The 20,938-nt window shown below is 48.4% G+C and carries 14 protein-coding genes and 1 tRNA gene; 5 read left to right on the forward strand and 10 right to left on the reverse strand.

Annotation, left to right across the window (positions count from 1 at the left end; translation table 11 throughout):
• Positions 1-118: 118 nt before the first annotated feature.
• Positions 119-3,436, reverse strand: coding sequence for an SNF2-related protein (locus tag ACRJJO_RS12935; protein WP_431066136.1), 3,318 nt, complete (start codon positions 3,434-3,436; stop codon positions 119-121).
• Between the two features lie 234 nt (positions 3,437-3,670).
• Positions 3,671-4,342, reverse strand: a complete 672-nt coding sequence (locus ACRJJO_RS12940; protein WP_431066137.1) for a DUF3047 domain-containing protein — start codon at positions 4,340-4,342, stop codon at positions 3,671-3,673.
• Between the two features lie 424 nt (positions 4,343-4,766).
• On the opposite strand from ACRJJO_RS12940, the gene ACRJJO_RS12945 reads away from it, so the two are divergent.
• Both ACRJJO_RS12945 and fba read left to right on the forward strand, forming a co-directional pair.
• Positions 4,767-4,853, forward strand: a tRNA-Leu gene (locus ACRJJO_RS12945).
• Positions 4,854-5,016: 163 nt separating this feature from the next.
• A complete protein-coding gene (gene fba, locus ACRJJO_RS12950; protein ID WP_431066138.1) occupies positions 5,017-6,030 on the forward strand; it encodes a class II fructose-bisphosphate aldolase in 1,014 nt (337 codons plus the stop codon).
• A gap of 173 nt (positions 6,031-6,203) precedes the next feature.
• Here the strand turns inward: fba and ACRJJO_RS12955 are convergent, their stop codons facing one another.
• The 5 genes from ACRJJO_RS12955 to ACRJJO_RS12975 all read right to left on the reverse strand — a co-directional run bounded on the left by ACRJJO_RS12955 (position 6,204) and on the right by ACRJJO_RS12975 (position 11,876).
• The gene (locus tag ACRJJO_RS12955) at positions 6,204-7,052 is read right to left on the reverse strand and encodes an abortive infection family protein (RefSeq protein ID WP_431066139.1); all 849 of its coding nucleotides are present in this window, start codon (positions 7,050-7,052) and stop codon (positions 6,204-6,206) included.
• A gap of 142 nt (positions 7,053-7,194) precedes the next feature.
• Positions 7,195-9,903: an ATP-dependent DNA helicase gene (locus ACRJJO_RS12960; protein ID WP_431066140.1), complete on the reverse strand. Its 2,709-nt coding sequence runs from the start codon at positions 9,901-9,903 to the stop codon at positions 7,195-7,197.
• Between the two features lie 243 nt (positions 9,904-10,146).
• Positions 10,147-10,518 (reverse strand): hypothetical protein, encoded by a 372-nt coding sequence (locus ACRJJO_RS12965; RefSeq protein WP_431066141.1) that lies wholly within the window; start codon positions 10,516-10,518, stop codon positions 10,147-10,149.
• 98 nt (positions 10,519-10,616) lie between these two features.
• Positions 10,617-11,159, reverse strand: a complete 543-nt coding sequence (locus ACRJJO_RS12970; protein WP_431066142.1) for a hypothetical protein — start codon at positions 11,157-11,159, stop codon at positions 10,617-10,619.
• A 315-nt stretch (positions 11,160-11,474) separates the two neighbouring features.
• Complete coding sequence (locus ACRJJO_RS12975) at positions 11,475-11,876, reverse strand: thiol-disulfide oxidoreductase DCC family protein (RefSeq protein WP_431066143.1); 402 nt, start codon at positions 11,874-11,876, stop codon at positions 11,475-11,477.
• Between the two features lie 497 nt (positions 11,877-12,373).
• Between ACRJJO_RS12975 and ACRJJO_RS12980 the strand changes: the two genes are divergently transcribed.
• Both ACRJJO_RS12980 and cysI read left to right on the forward strand, forming a co-directional pair.
• Positions 12,374-14,170, forward strand: coding sequence for an assimilatory sulfite reductase (NADPH) flavoprotein subunit (locus ACRJJO_RS12980; RefSeq protein WP_431066144.1), 1,797 nt, complete (start codon positions 12,374-12,376; stop codon positions 14,168-14,170).
• Positions 14,171-14,183: 13 nt separating this feature from the next.
• Positions 14,184-15,890, forward strand: a complete 1,707-nt coding sequence (gene cysI, locus ACRJJO_RS12985) for an assimilatory sulfite reductase (NADPH) hemoprotein subunit (RefSeq protein WP_431066145.1) — start codon at positions 14,184-14,186, stop codon at positions 15,888-15,890.
• A 1,190-nt stretch (positions 15,891-17,080) separates the two neighbouring features.
• Here the strand turns inward: cysI and smbP are convergent.
• The gene (smbP, locus tag ACRJJO_RS12990; protein ID WP_431066146.1) at positions 17,081-17,437 is read right to left on the reverse strand and encodes a small metal-binding protein SmbP; all 357 of its coding nucleotides are present in this window, start codon (positions 17,435-17,437) and stop codon (positions 17,081-17,083) included.
• 692 nt (positions 17,438-18,129) lie between these two features.
• Here smbP and ACRJJO_RS12995 point away from each other — a divergent pair.
• Positions 18,130-19,035, forward strand: coding sequence for a CHAD domain-containing protein (locus ACRJJO_RS12995; RefSeq protein WP_431066147.1), 906 nt, complete (start codon positions 18,130-18,132; stop codon positions 19,033-19,035).
• 115 nt (positions 19,036-19,150) lie between these two features.
• On the opposite strand, the gene ACRJJO_RS13000 is transcribed toward ACRJJO_RS12995, so the two are convergent.
• Together ACRJJO_RS13000 and ACRJJO_RS13005 are read right to left on the reverse strand one after the other, a co-directional pair.
• Positions 19,151-20,203 carry an MJ1255/VC2487 family glycosyltransferase gene (locus ACRJJO_RS13000; RefSeq protein WP_431066148.1) on the reverse strand — a complete coding sequence of 351 codons (1,053 nt, stop codon included), beginning with the start codon at positions 20,201-20,203 and terminating at the stop codon, positions 19,151-19,153.
• A complete protein-coding gene (locus ACRJJO_RS13005; RefSeq protein ID WP_431066149.1) occupies positions 20,200-20,727 on the reverse strand; it encodes a phosphatase PAP2 family protein in 528 nt (175 codons plus the stop codon). The genes ACRJJO_RS13000 and ACRJJO_RS13005 overlap by 4 nt, the downstream gene beginning before the upstream one ends.
• Between the last annotated feature and the right edge of the window lie 211 nt (positions 20,728-20,938).

The following is a 20,938-nucleotide window of genomic DNA, read 5'->3' on the forward strand; positions in this document are numbered from 1 at the left end:
TTTTAAACGATTTTGGCTGACGCAACCGTTCGTTTCGCCGGCTGCAAACCTCAGCCTGCCAAGATATCAAATATTTTCGTGTGTTTCGAGGACAAAATGCTTTTTATTGGATCAATGCCTACGACTGTACCGGATCGAACAATGCGGTCAAATCCTCCGCAGTCAAATTAAAACCTTGCTCGTTGTTTTCCTGATAAACCCCGGACGCCAATGCACGCTTTTTTTCCTGTAAGGCAAGAATTTTCTCTTCGACCGTATTTTCGGTAATCAGTTTATAAACGAATACCGGCTTGTCTTGACCGATTCGATAAGCCCGGTCCGCGGCTTGACTTTCCACAGCAGGATTCCACCACGGATCGTAAATGATCACGGTATCGGCCTCGGTAAGATTTAAGCCGACACCGCCCGCCTTGAGACTAATCAGAAATACGTCGACTGTGCCGCCGGTAAATAAATTAATCGCTTCGTCACGGTTTTTAGTCTGGCCGGTCAATTTACTATAAGCAATTTTCCGGGTTTTCAATTCCGCTTCGATGAGTGCGATCATCTTCGTGAATTGCGAGAATACCAAAATTCTACGGCCTTCCTCGAGTAACTCGGGCAGCAACTCCATCAATAAATCGAGTTTAGCCGACTGTTTGACTTTTTGCGCCTCTTTCAAGTTTAACGTTCTCGGATCGCAGCAGGTTTGGCGCAGTTTCAGCAAGGCGTCCAATATCGTAATGTGGCTGCGCGCCAGTCCTTTTTGCGCAATCGCATCGCGAACTTTCTTCTCCATGGTCAATCTTATACTCTCGTATAAGGCAGCCTGTTTGGAGTCTAGCGGCACCGAGCGGATCATTTCGGTTTTCGGTGGTAACTCTTTGGCAACCTCTTGCTTGGTCCGACGCAGCAAAAAAGGTTCGAGTCGGCGCGACAAGCGCTTGCGTTGCTCATAGTCGCCGTGGGTTTCGATCGGCGTACGATAGATGCGCTTGAAAAAAGCGCTGTCGCCGAGAAAGCCAGGCATCAAGAAATCGAATTGCGCCCATAATTCGCCCAAGTGATTTTCCAGCGGCGTGCCGGTTAAACATAATCGATGATTCGCATTGATTCTTCTGACGATGGCCGATGCCTTGGCCTTGGGGTTCTTGATGATTTGCGCTTCATCGAGTATCAAATAATGATAATCGGGTTCGATCAACGCTTCCTCATCACGAGGCAACAAAGGATAGGTCGTCAGCACGATATCGAAATCGTTGATTTTATGAAAATGTTGTTTTCGGTCGACGCCTTGTAGTATCAAGACACTCAAATTCGGTGTAAAGCGCTCGGCCTCGCGTCGCCAATTGCCCATCAGGCTGGTTGGGGCGATGATTAGACAAGGAGCAGTCAAGCGCCCCTGCTCTTTTTCCAGTTGGATATGCGCTAGCGTTTGAATGGTTTTACCGAGCCCCATATCGTCGGCCAAAATTCCCGCGAATTGATATTCGCGCATAAATTGCAGCCAATTGAGCCCTAGTTGTTGATAGTCGCGCAATTGCGCATTCAAGCCTTCGGGCGGCGCAACGTTGGCGATACCTTTGAAATCCCGTAACTTCTTAGCGACTTCGCGAAGCGCCTTACCGCCTTTTAGGCTGAAAAGGCCGTAACTGTGCGTTTCCAAATCGGCTAATGCGACCGAATTAAAACGTGATAAGGTCAATACGCCCTGGTCACTGTAAGTACCGGCATCGAATAACTCGAACAAGATATCCAAGAACGGCTTGATACGCTCCGACGGAATGTTTAAGTATTGATGCTCACCCATCGGAATGCTAAGAATTTCGGGTAATTGGTCCCCTTTAAAATTTTCCAAGACCGGCATGATCAATGGCAAAAGCGGTAACGATTGACCGTCCACGTTGATGTTAAAACGCATTTCAAACCAATCGTTACCGCTTTCGTCGATTTCAGCATTCCAAGTATCGGCCTCCTGGAATTTCATCAAAAAGCTATCGTTAATTTCAATCAACCAACCGGCTTGTTCCAGTTCGGGAACGCTGTTTTGCACGAATGTGCCCCATCGAACCGCCCCATTCGCGTCCGAGGGTTCCGTCTGCGCCGTCATGACGAATTCCGTGTTGCCGGGCCAATCCATCGATCGGAAGCCTTGGTCGGTTAAGCGTTGAATCGCCTCGGATTCGGCAGCCTGATCGCGTGCGATACGCAATAAGCCTTGTTCGGTTTTAATCACTTCCCAAACAAGGCGCTCCGATTCGGCTGAAGCATTATCCGTTTTCGAATAAAAACTGTTCGCCTTGTTTCTTTCGAGTGGATGCGCCGCAAAAATATGCCCGGAATAATCGAAACTGACCGACATTGCATGGACATAATTCGACGTCGTAAATTGCGTGCCGAACAATGTCAGTTTCGGGCGGGGCTTTTGACCCCGCAGTTCAACGATTTCAATCCTGCGCGGCGGCGGTAAAGGTAATTCGGGATGCTGAAGCGTTAAACGCTCGCTAAACTCTTCGGCGGCTTCGGCGGGAATACGCGGAATCGTCAGAATTTTTTGCAATTGTTGAAAATCGATTCCATGTACATTCAAAGGCCCGATTAAACCGTTTGCCGGCTCCAGATACAGCGGCGGTTCGGTCAAGATTAAAATAGCGTCATGTTCGATGGTCAATACCAACTGAAAATCGCCATTATCCTGCATGAGCCATTCGAAATTTAAATCGCGTAATTCGCCGTTCGTTATCGCCGGTTCATCCAATGACTGATAAAACAAACGTCCGGTTTTAACGGCTTGTGTTATAACCAAATAACCAGTCGCGCCGTTAATGATCGGTACGCCTTCATAAGTACTGGGTAAAGCGGTGATTAAACGAATGAGTTCTTCGTCGCCTTCTTGAAAATAAGTGTTTGAAGCATATCCATAGCGCAGATTATTGACTGTAGTTTTACGGCCCTTGGATAGACCGCCGGTTTTCTTTTCACGGGTAATCGTCAAATCGAGATTGAACTCCCCTTTTTTCGAGGCCGGCAGCAGGGTATAGGCAAGAAAATCTTGATAAGGCGATTTGGCGGATGTTTGTTTGTTAAGTGTTTCGAGCCAACCCAGCCAACTTGATGTATGGCTAGCGGTTTTAATAGGCATGTCGGTCATGTCATTGCGGTATTTAAGGCAAACCGCCGCGACATGCTTACAGTTAAAATGCATCGGACAGGAGCAATAGCCGAAGATTTCAACATTATTGAATTTGTCGTTCCAGGTGACTTTTATATTTTGTTGATAATGGTTGTTACCGCTCCCTTTGACCGAGGACGTCAATTGGACATGCCGGTCACCCTCTTCGACAATGTTCATTTTCGATACCATGCCGCTTTGGTAATAGCTGAGCCCGCGCGTATAAGCGGAGTCGCCGCATTCGTAACGGATATCGGAACTTAAAATCTTCTTTTGATCGGTCATTGCTACGTCTGAATAAAGTCGGCAAACCGGTCATTATATACTTTGCGCAAAACAATGCCGATGCGCGGTTTTATTTTTGACGTTATAACGAAATGAATTTTTTCGTAAGCATTCAGACCCCGTTGCCAAATTACAGCAATATTGTCCTCCCCTTAGAAAAAGGGGGATTGAGGGGGGTTATTTAAACAATCTCCCCTGGCTCTCTTTTTCAAATAGGGGGCTGAATACTTACAATTAATCCCGAGAGAAATAAATATCGCCGTAATAAGCCTCGGCGCTCCCGCTGGCATTATCGGTATCGGTCATCAATGCCACGGCATCAATGTAGCGAATAGCTTCGCCGAATTGCGCTTCCAAATCGCGCTGTATGTTACGTTTTTCCTGATACCAAGTAGCGGTTTGATCGTCAGCCGAACGCAAAGCGATCATCATCGCATTACGACCGGCAAAAGCATTCGGCCAGACCATGCCTTTCGGTGAATTCCCGGCCCAAACATAATTGATCGCCCGCGTTCGCCAGAATGCCCAGCCGCCGCTAACCACCACATAGATACGGGCCGCATAATCGTCGCCGGTCTTACTTTGTTCGTCGATCTTTCCCAAACGATTTTCTATGCGCCATCGCCAATTCAAATAAGGCGTTTTTTGAAGATCGATACGCTGCTCTTTAAATAAGCCGGACGCCGTTTGTTCGCTCTTCGCTCTTAATACGCGAACATCATCTAACAACTCGATTGTATAAAGCGTAGTGCCTTTAAACGATTTAGGTTTCCAGCCGGCAAGGCTGCCGGAGGAGAATTCACCGACCACTAGCCGGCTTGTATCGGCAGAAACCGAGCCAAGCCCCGAGAGTGTAGCGATTAACAAGCAACGGATAAAAAACGAACTCAGAAATGATGAATGCAAAACGTGTTCCTCAAGTAAAAGTATTGATTTCAAACGTATCTCGAAACCAGGCAATGGCAAAACGGAAGAACATTCCAAGTAGGCGCCAATTTAAGGAAAAACGCGTCATTACATCAGGGATTGGCGGAATCAAGGACTACGGATGGCTATGCGTATCTTCAGATCCCATCTAATCTGGATATCGGCAATCCTTAGCGAGATAACGAATAAAGCCGCAAATGCACTATAGAATAGGCATTAAGTTGGCGTTTATGAAAACATTCTACATTGGGAAGTCGCAACATATCGTCGTTTTATGAATTTGCCCGTAAGCGTATCTTAATAAGAAAAATCCGTTTCGCTAGAAACAAAACGCAAGTAAAAAAATACTGGCGAATGCCGTCCCGCATAAGGTACAATGCGCAGCTCTACGACATCCTTAAATGCCTGGGTGGCGAAATTGGTAGACGCAAGGGACTTAAAATCCCTCGGTGGCAACACCGTGCCGGTTCGATTCCGGCCCCAGGCACCAAGCGATGGTCTCGAACCTGTTTTTCATAAAGCCCGCAAGCTTTTAGCTTAGCGGGCTTTTTTGTGCCTTATTGCATACCGTCAATTTTGGCGGTACTTTTGACGCTATCAAATTTCATTGTCAGAGAAATACCGTCAAAATAAAAGAGGAAGGAGAACCGCTCATGGCTTTAGTCTCACTACGACAACTGCTGGATTATGCCGCCGAACACGGCTTCGGCATTCCCGCATTCAACGTCAGCAATATGGAGCAGGTCCAGGCCATCATGCAGGCGGCCGAAGCCTGCGACAGTCCCGTTATCATGCAAGGTTCGGCAGGCGCCAACCGTTATGCCGGCGAAGTGTTCTTGCGCCATTTGATCCTTGCGGCCGTCGAACAATACCCGCACATTCCGGTTGTCATGCACCGGGATCATGCGCCGTCCCCGGACATCTGCGCCCAGGCGATCCAATCGGGCTTCAGCTCGGTGATGATGGACGGCTCCTTGCTGGAAGATATGAAAACGCCGGCCTCTTTCGACTATAACGTCGACGTGACGCGCACCGTCGTCAAGATGGCACATGCCTGCGGCGTGTCGGTGGAAGGTGAAATCGGCTGCTTGGGTTCGTTGGAAAACCAAACCGGTCAGGCAATGCATCGCTTATTGACCGACCCCGACGAAGCGGTCGAATTCGTCGAACAAACGCAAGTCGATGCATTGGCGGTAGCTATCGGCACCAGTCATGGCGCCTATAAATTCAGCAAACCGCCGACCGGCGAGGTTCTGGTCATCAGCCGTTTGCGCGAACTGCAACAGCGCTTACCGAATACCCACTTCGTCATGCACGGTTCGAGCTCGGTGCCGCAAGATTGGCTGAGAGTCATCAACGAGTACGGCGGCAACATCCCGCAAACCTATGGCGTGCCGGTCAATGAAATCGTCGAAGGCATAAAATACGGCGTTCGTAAGGTCAATATCGACACCGATCTGCGCATGGCCTCAACAGGCGCGATTCGCCGCTATATCGCCGATCCGACTAACGCGTCGGAGCTGGATTCTCGCAAGATATATCAGTCGGCCAGGGATGCAATGCAAGCGCTTTGCCAATCACGCTACGAAGCGTTCGGCTCGGCCGGACACGCGGGTAAAATCAAAGTCGTGCCATTGCGCGATATGGCGAAGCGCTATCAAGGGTAAGAACACTTTGAGCGATAGAAGCCAATTTATCGTTGCTTCAGCCATAGAGAAAACATAGCAATATTATCTGGAAAAAAGGGGTAACCTGTAGAAAAGGGGCGAGTTGAATTATTAATTCAACCTGACCCCTTTTTTATGATAAGGGTAACTTGACGGTCAAGTTGACCCGCTGGTTATGCTTTGGCTTTTCTAACATTTCGCTTTTCTTGCCACGATTCTAAAACAAAAGTTGCTAAAGTATGCGCTCCATGAACAGCAAGACGCGCATGTCTTGGTTTAAGCTCATATACTTTTTTTCCCGCACCATGAGCAGAACTAGCATGTGTTCGTAATGCCCCGATACCATTAACAGTTGCAAAAATTCCAGAAATAATTTCTTGTAAATCTCGCTCCTCAATTTTGCTAGGATTAAGACCTAAATCATCACGTACAACTTTCCATGTTGGTTGTAAATCTTGTTTATTTGGTAGAGTTAAATTTTCTTCCTCTATATATGTTTTAAATATGGATTCCAGTATATTACAAGCTGCTGAAACCGCTTCTCGAGGCGATGTCTCAACATTCTTAATGGCTCTATTAAACTCCTGATCGATTGAACTATGATCCAACTTACAAATAATATCTTTCAAACTACGTGAAGCACTACCTGATATATGAGTAACTTTTGCACCAGCAATATATTGTAAATTAGCTCTCGCTAAAGCAAGGCTTATACGATCGATTCTTTTTTGTTGCTGCTCATTAAGTGATGGTTCCTCATCAGACCAAAAATCTTTTTCAGGAAGAGGTGGTTCCATATAATTTTCTATAAGAAAACCCAACACTTCCAAGCTATCACAACTTTCATCTGAATTAACTCTACGTAACCAAGATTGTGCTTTAGTTAATTTGCTTCCTTCGGGTGGTTCTCCAGGCGCATTTGCATACATGAAAAGATTATCCATAGATGCATGAGTTTCCCATTGTGATATTTCATCACTTAACACTGAAATTAAATGAGCTGGAAGTCTAAAGTTTTTCAATAAATTTATCCTGTAATTGCATAACGTTTCGCTTGAGCTGCGGCTTTCCCTGGAGTGCAGCGGAAGGGTAAGCCGTCAGACTCGATGTTGTAGTTGGGCGGTTATCTTCTATGTCATCTGCGCTCTGCGCCTTTTCCTTGGCTCATACGTTGACCGGGGTAAGGCCACGCCGACTGGACAGAAGGTGGACGTCTTTTTGGGTGGTCTTGCGGCTGAGTCGCTGCAAAACGCTTTGTTGTGTCTCAGGTGTCCAGAATATCTGAAGTCGCTCGCGTGCCCGAGTTACGGCTGTGTAAAAAATGCTGTGTGTAATGTCGTCTTCATTCGCATTGGTAATGACAATTTTAACGGAGTCATACTCCAGGCCCTGTGCCTTGTGTATCGATACAGCATAAGCCACCTGAAACGGAACGGTGGTATTCAGTGAATCATCGTCTTCATCACTGGTGCCGCCACGATCATACACGGTGAAGCGCACAGTCGAGTCACCTATCCATTCGAGTTCAGAATTGTCGACATCAAACTCGCTAAGCGGACGATCAAGCTTCACATCGAACCTGATCCAGCCTCGATCATGTTCAATGTCGACAATCCAGCCCTTCAGATTGTTAAAGATCACAGGCCGAAAGCGCTCGCTATCGTGAAACAGAACCGGATCACCAATCTTATACGTAGACTCGCGCCAGATAGTCGCTGCATTAGGATTGCTGCTCTGCAGGAATCGGTTGACATTATTGATGCCGTAGAGCCCATCGTAATTCAGACACAGGATAATCTCATCCTCGCCTTGGGCCTCGAATAGTGTTTTGTCGAGCACAGCCGAATAGCTATTGCGGGACATAATCTCAGTGAGGTCGTCTTCAATGGCTCGGACCTTATTCCAGAAGCTCAGGAGTGATTCATTCGTGCTCCTAAAAGGAGTCTTAAGTTCAAACACTGATATAGTCGGGATAAATGAGCGAATGACTCCAAACCAGTTGCCGAACTGGATCGACTCAATCTGGTAGATGTCGCCAACAAGCACGAGCAGCTTGCAGGGAGTTTTCTCCAAAACCTTAATCAGGTCAGCATTGCTGACGGTACTACATTCATCGATGATGAGGAGATCATATTCCTGAGCGGAGGCTCTTCTGCCAACCTGGCTACTGATCGTCCGAAATTCGGAATTCTGCGCCGTAACCTTGCGTTTGAGGTTATCAATCGCTGGATTGGTATGCGCAAGAAAGAGCTTCGTTTTGTCGTTAAAGTAGTTCGCGATGTGGTTTACCATCGTTGACTTGCCAGTGCCAGCCGCTCCATAGATCAGGGCAACGCGCGACTGGCTGAACAACTGTTTAAGCGCATCCACTTTCGTCGGGTCATCTATGCTACGAGATGTTTCATCGAGCCATTGCTCGACAGCATGGGTATAGCCGGCGATCCCGGACGATGCGAATTCCTGAAGTTTTTCGACGATGGACACCGTGTCGTTCTCATACCCGCAGATAAAGACATGCCCCTTGTCGAGCACAAGCCGTCGCTCCGTATGCTTGTAGTAGAGCTTACTATTGTAAGTGGCAACCAACCTGCTGACGTCCCCGAACTCCTCGAGATCCCCTGTGGGCGTGTAGAGAGCTCCATGGCGTTCAACGTTATTCTTCACACACCGGGCTAGCAATTCGTGGTTCCGGTCGATCACGTCAAGGCTCTCCACAAGGTCCCAGTAACGAGGATTGTGCCCAGGCAGCGATGTGCAAAACGGCATGGTATCGAAGGGGATGCACCCAAAAGCAAGCTGCATATCAGAGAGGAGATAACAGTTGTCCCGACTATACTGCGCTTTGATAATGTTGTTGTTCATTCGAAGCATGAGATAGCGCAAAACGTTTTGACCTGGTGAACCCCCCTTCACGATGCGACGAACTTCATCCAGTACAGGAAAGAGCCTCGGCTTGGTCATGCCAGCGATGCCTGCCGCTCTAAGCGTTGCATACTGATGGTCAGACATTTCAAACAGATCAAGCAGATTGGCCGAATTCACCGTCAACCATCCCATCAGGTGGCGGTACTCCGTAGAGCTGGTATTTGTTTTTAGTTCAATTCCCAAAAGATGTGCGAAGTTATCAAACTCACACGGACGAATTGAGACCTCCCACTCACGAATAATCGTGATTGGCATGGTCTGACCGAGCACATAGATGGAGTCCCGCCGGAGGGCCAACATGGCAGAATACTTATCTGTCATATCAATGTTGGTGAAAGCTATGATGCGATCAAACTTACTGACCTTATTGATGGCGCGGTAGAAGGTCACCTCGTAGTAAATTCGCCCGCCTACAAAAAAAGGGCGTGTTTTGTGGATGTAGTACCGTTCCCTGCTGTCCGTACTGTTGTTTGGTGGAGTTAAGCGGATAGCCTCAATTCTTGCCGCGATTTTCTCATGGTACTCCCGCAGAGATGGATCGAGATCGACCGGAAATTCCTCAAGGTTTGTAAGCACTTCAATTCCACAACACTCATGAAGTAAACTGCGTATTCGGTGGAGATACTCGTAGTATTTGAGCATCAAACGCTCGGAAGCATCTCCATCCACAGTGTAGTGAGAAACACTTTTCTGAAGCAGTTTGTGGAACCTGCTCAGAAAGTTGAATCTTGCGTTGCTTCTGACGAAATCAAGTCCCGGCCCTACAGCATCGTAGCGAAACGATGCATCTTCCGATCCTGCGTGCAACCGAACAATAACTCCCTCTACGAGGTTCCGGAGCTGAGAGAGGACGTTCTGCGAGAGTAATGCTCGCTGATCGGAAAGTGATTCGATATTTTGACAGATCACCTCATTAGCGCTCCGGATCTGTTCGGTGGTCGTAGTCATTATCTGTCAAGCTCCACACAATAAAGGAAAAGTTATGCGTGTCCATTTTCGCTCAGTGCCATCTTGCTGCTACCCTTTTCAGTCGAAAAATGAACATTCACTCATTCCGCGATCTGCTCAAGCCCAACGTTTCGCATAATTTGCCGGTTTTACACAGAGCAGAGTGAAACGGCGCGGCTTGTAAAACCGGTCAAAATTGATGCGCTTGTTATACATTTTTTGCCTGCAATAACAATAAGGCCACTATAACGTATTGCAGTCATATACAGTCGTTTCTACAGAAGACTTTCCTTTCGAGTCCGCTGGTCTAAAAGCGCTAACTATTATTCTTGAGTCATTCTCTGGGTGCAGGATAATTGTGCCGAAACCAGAGGTATAAATGTAATTGTTCAATTTCTGGAAATCGATTTGTTCTTTGCCCTGTAAAATTGAAATATTATTAGGTAACTTTTTAATGATAAGGGTATTTTGCGAGGTTTGTCTTACCCGTCCAGTATTTGTGTTTGTAGAACTAATTTGCATGGTTGTATCTGGCAAACACAGTAATTGTTCCGCATTCGCAAGACAGCTGCCGGTCAGCGCCAAAAGAAAAGGAATAACATGGATTGTCTTCATACGCCGCACCTGTTTGGGACTGTTTTTTTATGTATAACGTAGAAGTGAGCGGACTGCGCGGCTTTTCGCGCAGGTCCGCTCGGCTGCCGGGTTGGGCATCAGGCGCATGATGTTTCACCACGTTCAAGATGCTCAACGTAACACATGAGATTGCCGGCAATTTTTTCGAAAACGCGCGGCAGATACTCCGAGAACTCTTCCATGCTTGGATTATCGTGCAACGGGCCTCCATGATAATTTCGCATGTGCGATAGAACATCCTGCCGCTCCGCTTCTGTCAATCGCTGAAAAGGGTTTTGAGCATGATGATTATGAAAATCCGACAGGTGGACAAAAGCACAACCAAACCGATAGACCGACTGTGTCCAGCCTTGTAACTGCTGGGAAAGATCAACCATCTCCCGGTCAGTTACATCTCGGAATTTTCCCTTGGGCGTGGGCACCTTCCATTTTTCTCCCCGTAGGGTTGATCGGATCAACCGGGAGCGTTCTGCCAAATCAGCCATTTGCAGCAGATAAATCACCCGAATCATAGAGTCTAATTCTTGCCGGAGAATTGAGAACGCCGGACTCAATACACCATGAGGAGCCAAGAAGCAGTTCATAGCTCGACGATTCTCTTCCGAACGATTGCGGATCATTGTGCAGAAAGTTTGTGTATCAGTATCTATATGATGATGCCCAACTATTGATTATCAAGCAAATCTGCCCGATAAGTTGATATTGGCGATCTTTTCAGGCACTTTAGCCCTGATAACACCCAAACCATGCATATTTGCCTTAATAACTTGATATTAGCCATAAATTCAGGCAAATTTTCCTATATAACAAATTCGCCTCACTATAGCCGCTAACAATTTTATGTCAAGTTCAAAATCGCCGACTTTGTTAGACGATGTTCGCCGCGTCATGCGACCCAAACATTATTCCCCAAAAAAAGGGGTCTAAAAAAGGGGTCAGGTTGAATTATTTTTTTCGTCGATACGCCGTTTTCCGGTCAACGGCAGACGATAATAGGCGAATAGGCGGTAAGCGTATTCCATCAGAGACAAGAGTCCAGGAAGCGTTTCGACCAAGACAGCCAACCGGCGATAATAGGGCAAACGCTTCCACAGAACCAAGAATGCATGCGCCCCGGTTTGCAACTGTCTGTTTTCGTCGATGACATGGATACGGTCCATCGCTTGTTTATAACTGATTCCGACGCTATCGAGAGCTGCCTGGTCGCGGACTATATCAACCCATTCAATCGCGCCGTCTCGATCGAGTCTTTTCATCGCCTTAACTTCGGCTTTGCATAAAGGGCAGTCGCCATCATGGAAACATCTGACTTTCGTTGAGAATTGTGGTGTCGTCATTATTTGTCCCGAAAAATCGCCAAACCTTGCTTCATATATACCACGACAGCCAATAAATCAAAGCAAATTATATCGATCGGAAGCTGGATTAATGTCCTCAACGGACGGAAACTATTCCCTTTTCATCGAAAAACCGTCTAAGAATAAAAGGTATGGGATGTGTCTATCGAGGACCGCCGTGAACCCCTCCATGGAGCTTGACGGTAGCGCTCGAACGCCAAGGATGGCGTGAATGCAGATTTTGCATGGAGCAAAAATCTGCCCTGCTGCCGACATCCTCGCTAGCCACTCCCCATACCTTCATAAAGTTAGTCATTTTTTGAGTATAAAGGGAGTAGCTTTAATGATAATTGCTGAGTAAAATACTTGGTTATTAGTGTCCGACTTAAAACTGAATCTGTTCAATCAGGGCCAAACGTTGATAGATTTTTGTCGGTAGACATGGGACTTTTCAATAGTTAAAAACTATTCAGCCCTACTGTATAAGGAAAATATTTATGCGTGATACCTTCCCCGAACAAACTCAAACGCCGCTAGACGAGGAACGTTATCGGTTGTTCCGACAGTTTTCATCCCTGCTGACGTCGGAACAAAAGGCCTGGGTAGCCGGTTATCTGACCGCGCAATTGTCATCGGCGGTAAGCACCACCTCCCATGAGGCAACAGTCGACGAAATCACCATTCTGGTCGGTTCGCAAACCGGCAACTGCGAGGAGCTGGCCGAACAAGTCCATGACCTAGCCGCCGAGCGCGGTCTGCGAGCCGTGATCAAGGACATGGGCGATTATAAGGCGCCACAACTGAAGACCGAAAAATATCTGCTGGTGATCGTCAGCACCTATGGCGAAGGCGATCCTCCCGATAATGCCCGAGATCTCTATGACTTTTTGTTCAGCAAACGGGCGCCGTCATTAAAACACACCCAATTCGCCGTGCTGGCGTTGGGCGATACCAGTTATGAATTTTTCTGCAAGACCGGCGCCGATTTCGATCTTCGCCTGGAAGAACTCGGCGCGACGCGGCTGTTCGAGCGGGTCGATTGCGATGTCGATTACGAGACGGCTGCGGAAGACTGGATGACTTCGGTGCTGAGCTTACTAAGCCAGCGCACGCTGAGTGTCTCTGAGGAAACGGGCCTGCCCCCGGCCACGGCTAATACCGCCGCCCTATCCCCATATTCACGCAAAAATCCATTCCCGGCCGTATTGTTGGATGAGATCGTATTGAACGGGCGCGGCTCGAACAAGGAAACCCACCACTATGAATTGTCCCTGGAGGGTTCCGGTTTAAGCTATGAACCCGGCGATGCCTTAGGTATCTATCCTGGCAATGCACCGGAGCTAGTCGAAGAACTGCTCGAAATCCTGCATTTTAACGGGGATGACGCAGTCAGCAGCGACGGCAAAGACCGTTCATTGTATGAAGCCCTACTTTGCGACTATGAAATCACGACCTTGACCCGGCCGATGCTGCAGAAATATGCCGCTCTAAACGGCAACCCCAAGCTGGAAGGTCTGTTTGACGAGGCGCATAAGCAAGACCTGGCCGACTATTTATATGGCCGCGAAATCATCGATTTGATCACCGATTTTCCCTGCGCCGATTTAAATCCGCAAGATTTCATCGATAGTCTGCGCAAATTGCCGCCGCGCCTCTATTCGATCGCCTCCAGCCTGAAACAACATCCCGATGAAGTGCATCTGACCGTTGCAACGGTCCGCTATCAAAGTCACGGCCGCCGCCGTCATGGCGTCTGCTCGACCTTCCTGGCCGACCGTATCGGCTCGGAAACGACAATACCGGTCTATGTCGATCACAACAAAAATTTCAAGCTGCCGAGCGACCCCAGCGCGCCGATCGTCATGATCGGTCCGGGCACCGGTATCGCGCCGTTCCGCGCCTTCGTCGAGGAACGCGAGGCGGTCGGCGCCAACGGCAAGAATTGGCTGTTTTTCGGCGATCAGCATTTCATGACCGATTTCCTCTATCAAAGCGAATGGCTGCGTTATCTAAAAAGCGGCTTGCTGACGCGGATGAACGTCGCCTTTTCCCGCGACCAGGCCGAGAAAGTCTATGTGCAACAGCGCATGCAGGAACACAGCCGCGATTTATACGCCTGGCTGCAGGAAGGCGCTTATCTTTATGTCTGCGGCGACGAAAAACACATGGCTCGCGACGTGCACGAGACCCTGCTGGGTCTGGTCGAGCGTGAAGGCGGCATGAACCGCGATGCGGCGGAACACTATGTGAAAACCTTACAGAAAGAAAAACGCTATCAGCGTGACATTTATTAACGAGGATACAAACATGACCGACGTGTCTGAGGAAGAATTGAACAAACGGGTCGAAGTGGAACGCATCAAGGATGCCAGCAATTATTTGCGCGGCAGCCTGGTGGAAAGCCTGAATAACCCGTTGACCGGCGCGCTGACCGATAGCGACACCCAACTATCCAAGTTTCACGGCATTTATCAGCAGGACGACCGCGACCTGCGCGACGAGCGACGCAAGCAAAAGCTGGAACCGCATTATCAATTCATGGTTCGAGTCAGGGTCGCCGGCGGCATTTGCACGCCGGCGCAGTGGCTGGAGATGGACCGCATCGCCACTACCTGGTGCAACGGCAGCATACGACTGACCACGCGCCAGGCGCTGCAGTTCCACGGCATCCTTAAACGCGACCTGAAACGTAGTATCGCCGAAATCAACGCCTCGCTGCTCGACACCATCGCCGCCTGCGGCGACGTCAACCGCAATGTCATGTGCAGCCCGGTGCCGGAACAATCCCGGCTGCACGGGGAAGCCTACGAATATGCCCGCCGCATCAACGATCACCTGACTCCGAGAACGACCGCCTATCATGAAATATGGTTGGACGAAAAGCTGATCGATTCCAGTCGCCAGGACGAGGAACCGATCTACGGCAAACATTATCTGCCGCGTAAATTCAAGACCGCAATCGCGGTGCCACCCGCCAACGATGTCGATATCTTCGCCAACGATCTAGGCTTCATTGCAATTGCCGAGAACGACCGTCTGATCGGTTTCAATGTCACGGTCGGCGGCGGCATGAGCCTGACCCACGGAGAGCCGAACACCTATCCGCGTTTGGCCGACGTGATCGGCTACTGCCCCAAGCACAAGACACTGCAAGTCGCCGAAGAAATCGTCAAGATCCAGCGCGATTTCGGCGATAGAACCAACCGCAAGCATGCGCGTCTGAAATACACCATCGACGACCGCGGCGTCGACTGGTTCAAATTCGAATTGAATCGTCGCCTGGGCTGGCAACTGGAAGCGCCGAGAGAATACACTTTCGAATATTCGGGCGACCGCTACGGTTGGATCAAGGGCATCAACGACACCTGGGATTACACCGTGTTCATCCAGAACGGCCGTATCGCCGACGAAGATGCGCCCATCATGACCGGGCTGCGCGAAATCGCCAAGGTCCATGACGGCGACTTTCGGATTTCACCGAACCAGAACCTGATCATTGGCAAGGTCAGCGATCACAACAAACCGGTAATCGAATCGCTGCTGCGCCAATACGGTTTTATGGAGCCAGGACAGCAAAGCGCGTTACGCTTGAATGCGATGGCCTGTGTCGCCTTTCCGACCTGCAGCCTGGCGATGGCCGAAAGCGAACGCTATCTGCCGGCTTTCTTGGACAAACTGGAGCCGCTACTGCAACAGTTTGGCCTGGAGAACGACCCCATTTTACTGCGCATGACCGGTTGCCCAAACGGCTGCGCCCGTCCTTTTCTCGGTGAAATAGGCCTGGTCGGCAAGGCGCCGGGCAAATACAATCTGTATTTAGGCGCCGGGTTCGAAGGTCAACGACTGAATAAACTGTATCGGGAAAATATCAATGAGGAGCAGATTCTGGCTGAATTAACACCGTTACTGCGGCATTATGCCGACGACCGCCAAGCCGGCGAACGTTTCGGCGACTTCGTGATCAGAACCGGCTATGTCGAAGCAATGATAGCGGGGCGCGATTTTCAACGTTGAATAAAGCCCCTTCAAACTTGGCCACTGTAAAGACCCTTTTTACATGAGACATACCATTCGATAGCCGGAAGGATAGCAACCCTTGCGTGTATTCTTCAACGAGGCGGGATACATATCCCGCACCAACGATTAATGCCTCCTTACTCCGTTGTGGGAGCGATCCCAAGATCGCGATTATCGAGGTCGAGAAGTTCGAATAACCAGTTGAAGGCGTCGAAGTCAAAACGCCAAAGCTTCGATCAAAGCCATCGGCTGCCAAGCATCAATGGCTTCGACGATCGCGACGAAGGCGTCGGTCCCACAATAAATGCCGATCCGGCAAACGCATCGTAACTGGACGCGCGCAAGATATATCAGGCGGGCCAGAGATGCGATGCAAGAACAAAAAGGGGTCAGGTTTAATTATTAATTAAACCTGACCCCTTTTTATGATAGTGCGAGAACCAAATATCAATGGCTTGCAACATTTTTTACAAAAAAATGCTGGTTTTTGAATAGAGGTCTGAACGGTTACACTTTGTGAGTTTTAGGCAGAGGGAGACTGAATAATTGCAGCGAAGTCAAAGGGATGAGCTGTACCGTACATATATTCATTCCACAGACAGGAAGCAGCGCCCGAACCGACCAGAAGTATTGCCGGTTGGGCAAGACATGAACTGGCAAATGAACCTGGTAAAATCATTTGATCCACGAAAACCAAAAGTAGGCGCCTCTAGGCGACACAAAAAGCACGAAAATATTCAAAGAGATACTCGATTGCAGATCGTCACCCAAAGGGTGAATGGCTAAATCAACATAACATATTGATTTCTCACATGTCTCTCGTGATTTTCGTGGACTAACTGCCGTTTTTAGGATGAATGGGATCTTGCGGGTGGATTTCGATAGTTATGTGGTTGTGCACACAGACCGCGTGGAGTCGGCAGTTGAATGTGCCTGTCCTCCGGCATGCGCTAGCTAAGTCCACCAGTCAGGACAGATTTTTCAATCCGCCCGTGAGACTTAACCAGCGCATGTTTCTTTGACCTTGACCCTTTTTTGGTCATTTTCCAGCACACGCGTTTTAAGATACTCCAGCAGTGCGCCGATTTGTCAAAAGACTTTGAAAGAACCTACTTGACTCGAAGCTCGATTGATGAGCTTCGTTATTAGAACATCTTATCGTGCTATATCTTTTGTATCTGATTTAATTATGACCCACCGCCGAAACTTGGACCATCACTTTTTCCCATATGCGCCATCGCATCTTCAACCAGTTTAACGGCTTCATCAAGCTTACCGGAATTTGCACGCTTCAGTGATTTTCTCATTCTAGTAAGAACCCGTTGCCGACTTGCGGACATGGGATGGGTTTCAGTCGCATTATACGTTTCAGTTGCCTCTTTGATGAAAGTATCTACGTCACCTTGCTTACCGGCGTCTACCGCTTTTTGCGCCATCGGGATGAGAGGTGTCAAGTCTTCGTTCATTGGACCGCCTGCGGAATACCCCATTTGTGAGAAACACACTAGTATTAACGTGGCCAATAAAGTAATCATTTTTTTCATAATATTTTCCTGATAAAAGGCATTGTCGCGCCAAAACCTTTTGTTAACGACCCCAAAATCGAGAATCGCTAAAAACTCACGCGAATCTTCATGCTACAGTAATTGTAGAGATTATTGTAGTAATTACCTACTTATTTACTCAACTAATATTTTTCGCTTACATGCCAATATCTCTGTAAGCCATGTCTTACGCAGGTTTGCCTGAAAAAGGGGTCTGAAAAAGGGGTCAGGTTTAATTAATAATTAAACCTGACCCCTTTTTAGTTCGACCAGGACCTGAGCAAATCAAAACGTTCGCGGAGACAGGCTCGATGATTATCAAGCCTTACATTTGACATCCGCCTTTCCTTTTTCCCTTTGTACCTGAACAGGAAGCAAAGGAAATTTACATTTGATGAGGAGTATATCGGCATTTTCTTGGGGATGATAAAGTTTTAGAATTCTTGGATTCAACCAGGTATGCTATTTCAAACCAATGGGGCAAAAGAAATATTGAAAAATTTATTGATCAAACCAAGAAGCCGGGTTATTTAATAGAAGAAACAAGCTAACAATCACATGCAGTTGGATAGTAAAAAGTGCCACTCATTTTTCGCTCTGCTTTTTACCGCCAGTGATGTGAGGCATGAGGCATTGGGCTTCATCTAAGCCTGCACGTCGATGTCATATAGCCAAGTTGGAGATTTTCAAGTATGTCATATCGTTTGAGAACCGGCGAATCGGTTCAGGACGGTATCCGCCGCGTCATATCCGAACAGATCGAAAAATCGCTCGGCGAAGTGGCAGATACGAACCTGGATCGGGCTGATACGATTCATCAAGTGCGCAAGCGCTGTAAGAAGATACGCGCGGCGTTGCGACTTATTCGGGGCGCTCTCGGCGAGGCTTACTCCAAGGAGAACGCTTGGTACCGCGATGTTGCCCGCCGTATCTCGGATGTACGCGACACGGAGGCAATGATTGAAACCTGCGGCGCGCTCGCTGAGCATTTCGATGCCCAAGTTGATAGAGAGATCATACGGCCTATCCGCCTGCGGCTGGAGACGCGTAAGAACACGCTGATGGAGGATACGGGCCGGATCGATAAGCTTCTGCAAGATTTTGAGTCCGCTATGGTGGTAGGTCACAAGCGTGTGGCAACTTTGAGTATCGAAAGCGATGGCTATGGGGCAGCACTCGAGGGTATGCGTAGAACGTACTCCCGGGCATGCGCTGCCATGGATGCAGCCTGCGACAATCCTACACCTGATACTTTTCACGAGTGGCGCAAGCGAGTGAAGTACCACTGGTATCACATGCGCCTCCTGCGTGACACCTGGCCTACCGTCGTGCGAGCACGGCGGGATGAGGCGGAGAAGTTAGGTGAATTGCTAGGCAATCACCATGATCTTTGTATTTTACGTGCATGGGTCCTGAATGATCCCGCATCCTCTGAAAAGGAAGAAGTTCTTACGAACTTCATCAAGCTTGTCGAGGAGAGGACCGCGCAGATCGAGCGCGAAAGTAAGCCGCTGGGGCGTAGGTTGTTTGCGGAGAAACCAAAGCACCTGGCTCGCCGTTTCGCCATCTACTTCAGTGTTTGGTCCGAGGAAGACTGATTTCACATGCGCCAAAAAAGGGGTCAGGTTGAATTATTAATTGAACCTGACCCTATTGTGTTCTATTGTGTTTTGGTCAAAACGTTCGATTACAGGACTAAAGTGCGTTTTGCTTTTATCTTGTATTAATGAGCTTGGTTTGCAATACGTTAACGCTATCCCATACCGCTTCGGTAAATTTCATGTCCATTTGCGGCATTCCGTCTTTGATCCATTGCACGATAATTTTGGCGACATTCGGGTAGGTGATATGTACTGCATGCGGATTGTGCAGCCAATTTTCGATGACGGCGACATCCATATCGAACATCGTATGACCATAGCCGAGTTGTTCGAGCGCGGCGGCGTTAGAGATTTGCTCCATTTGCGCGTGCAGTGGTTTGGCGAGAATTTTTTTGCCTAGTTGCAGCGATTCGCTGGCCAGCTCGAAACCGGCATTACTGATGATGCCGGCGCTGTCGTATAAGTCTCTTTGAAATCCGTCACGCGATAGCGGCTTGCACAGAATATGAGGATATCTCGATTCGACCGGTTGCGGCGCATAAATATGAAATTCGAAATTTTCGAACGGGCACAAGTACTTGATGACTTCGTTTTGATCCTCGAACGGCAAATAGACGATGATTTTATTGTTGACGATCGACTTCGGAAATTCCGGCGTTTCGATGATCGGCGGCAGGATCGGTTGGCCGAAATGGTGCCAATGCAAGCCGATGCCTTGGTCGGCTGGAGCGAAATATTTCATCACTTGGTCGGCGATCGGATCCGAGCCGGTTTTAGGAATTTTATGGTTAAACGCATACTGATGGCCGATACCGAGTACCGGTATTTTTTGCCTTTTGGCGGCCCAGGCCGTCACCGGCTCGAAGTCGCTGATGACCAAATCGTAACCCTTTAGATCCAGCGTATTGATATCTCGTAAGAAACGAATCGGCCGGGCCTGTAATGCGGTTTTGAGGTAATTGACTTGGCCTTTTTCGGTGTTGAAGGTCAGTCCTTCTTTAAGCTGATATCCGTTGAACACGTCCATGTCGAAATATTTGTCGGCGGGACGGCCGCTGAATTGAAATGTGACATCGAAACCCTGGGCGTAAAGTTCTTTCGCCATGACTCTGGCACGGGTAATGTGTCCGTTACCGGTGCCCTGTACTCCATAAAATATCTTCATAGTGATAATAAGTAATCCAAGCTGAAAATTGCCGTGCCGACGCCTATTGCGGCCCCCATCAAGGTATCGGTCGGGAAATGCACGCCCAGTACCACGCGTGAGAAAGCGACCGATGCCGCCCATAGATAAAGCGGAATCAATAAGACCGGTATGAAAAAACCAACTAAGGTCGCCATCATGAAGGCTGCGGAAGTGTGTCCGGAGGGAAAGCTGAACCGATCCGAAGGGATAATGGCACTACGAAAATTTTCCAGCGCCGCTTGCGGACGATTACGTTTAAAACTATTTTTGAGAACAAAATAAATCGGACGTTCGATGAGAAACGCTAGGGCCATGGCTTTAAACAGCGGCGATTCGGTACCGCTTTCCCAATACAGCCAAGCGGCTGCTAACACATAAAGTATGCCGTCGCCGGTTTTCGAAATATAACGGCATAGACGAACCAGATGCGTGTGGATGCTTACGTTATTCAGCCAGGTAAACATGAACACGTCGCATTTGTGGATCGAATAAATCAGTTTCATAGTCTTGCCCTCGTTAGGTGCCATACGCGTCGACCGCGACAGCGTAAGGCGGTGAAAATCATCGATTTTCCATTTATGTTTTGCTCCTTAATTTCAGAGCGAAGCTTAAGGCTGCTCTGTGACAATTAGATGAAGATTTGTTTAAGATTTGATGACAGCAAGCCGAACTGAGATGGCATTAACGAACCTTGCGGCGTAAAGCGCGAACCTT

Origin of the sequence: Methylotuvimicrobium sp., assembly GCF_050611805.1 — a bacterium.
Lineage (GTDB): Bacteria > Pseudomonadota > Gammaproteobacteria > Methylococcales > Methylomonadaceae > Methylotuvimicrobium.

What these genes read in the sequence shown, in the direction of transcription:
- ACRJJO_RS12935 (WP_431066136.1), bottom strand. Translation starts at nt 3,436, where the DNA reads ATGACCGATCAAAAGAAGATTTTAAGTTCCGATATCCGTTACGAATGC.
- fba (WP_431066138.1), top strand. Translation starts at nt 5,017, where the DNA reads ATGGCTTTAGTCTCACTACGACAACTGCTGGATTATGCCGCCGAACAC.
- ACRJJO_RS12960 (WP_431066140.1), bottom strand. Translation starts at nt 9,903, where the DNA reads ATGACTACGACCACCGAACAGATCCGGAGCGCTAATGAGGTGATCTGT.
- ACRJJO_RS12965 (WP_431066141.1), bottom strand. Translation starts at nt 10,518, where the DNA reads ATGAAGACAATCCATGTTATTCCTTTTCTTTTGGCGCTGACCGGCAGC.
- ACRJJO_RS12970 (WP_431066142.1), bottom strand. Translation starts at nt 11,159, where the DNA reads ATGATCCGCAATCGTTCGGAAGAGAATCGTCGAGCTATGAACTGCTTC.
- ACRJJO_RS12975 (WP_431066143.1), bottom strand. Translation starts at nt 11,876, where the DNA reads ATGACGACACCACAATTCTCAACGAAAGTCAGATGTTTCCATGATGGC.
- ACRJJO_RS12980 (WP_431066144.1), top strand. Translation starts at nt 12,374, where the DNA reads ATGCGTGATACCTTCCCCGAACAAACTCAAACGCCGCTAGACGAGGAA.
- cysI (WP_431066145.1), top strand. Translation starts at nt 14,184, where the DNA reads ATGACCGACGTGTCTGAGGAAGAATTGAACAAACGGGTCGAAGTGGAA.
- smbP (WP_431066146.1), bottom strand. Translation starts at nt 17,437, where the DNA reads ATGAAAAAAATGATTACTTTATTGGCCACGTTAATACTAGTGTGTTTC.
- ACRJJO_RS12995 (WP_431066147.1), top strand. Translation starts at nt 18,130, where the DNA reads ATGTCATATCGTTTGAGAACCGGCGAATCGGTTCAGGACGGTATCCGC.
- ACRJJO_RS13000 (WP_431066148.1), bottom strand. Translation starts at nt 20,203, where the DNA reads ATGAAGATATTTTATGGAGTACAGGGCACCGGTAACGGACACATTACC.
- ACRJJO_RS13005 (WP_431066149.1), bottom strand. Translation starts at nt 20,727, where the DNA reads ATGAAACTGATTTATTCGATCCACAAATGCGACGTGTTCATGTTTACC.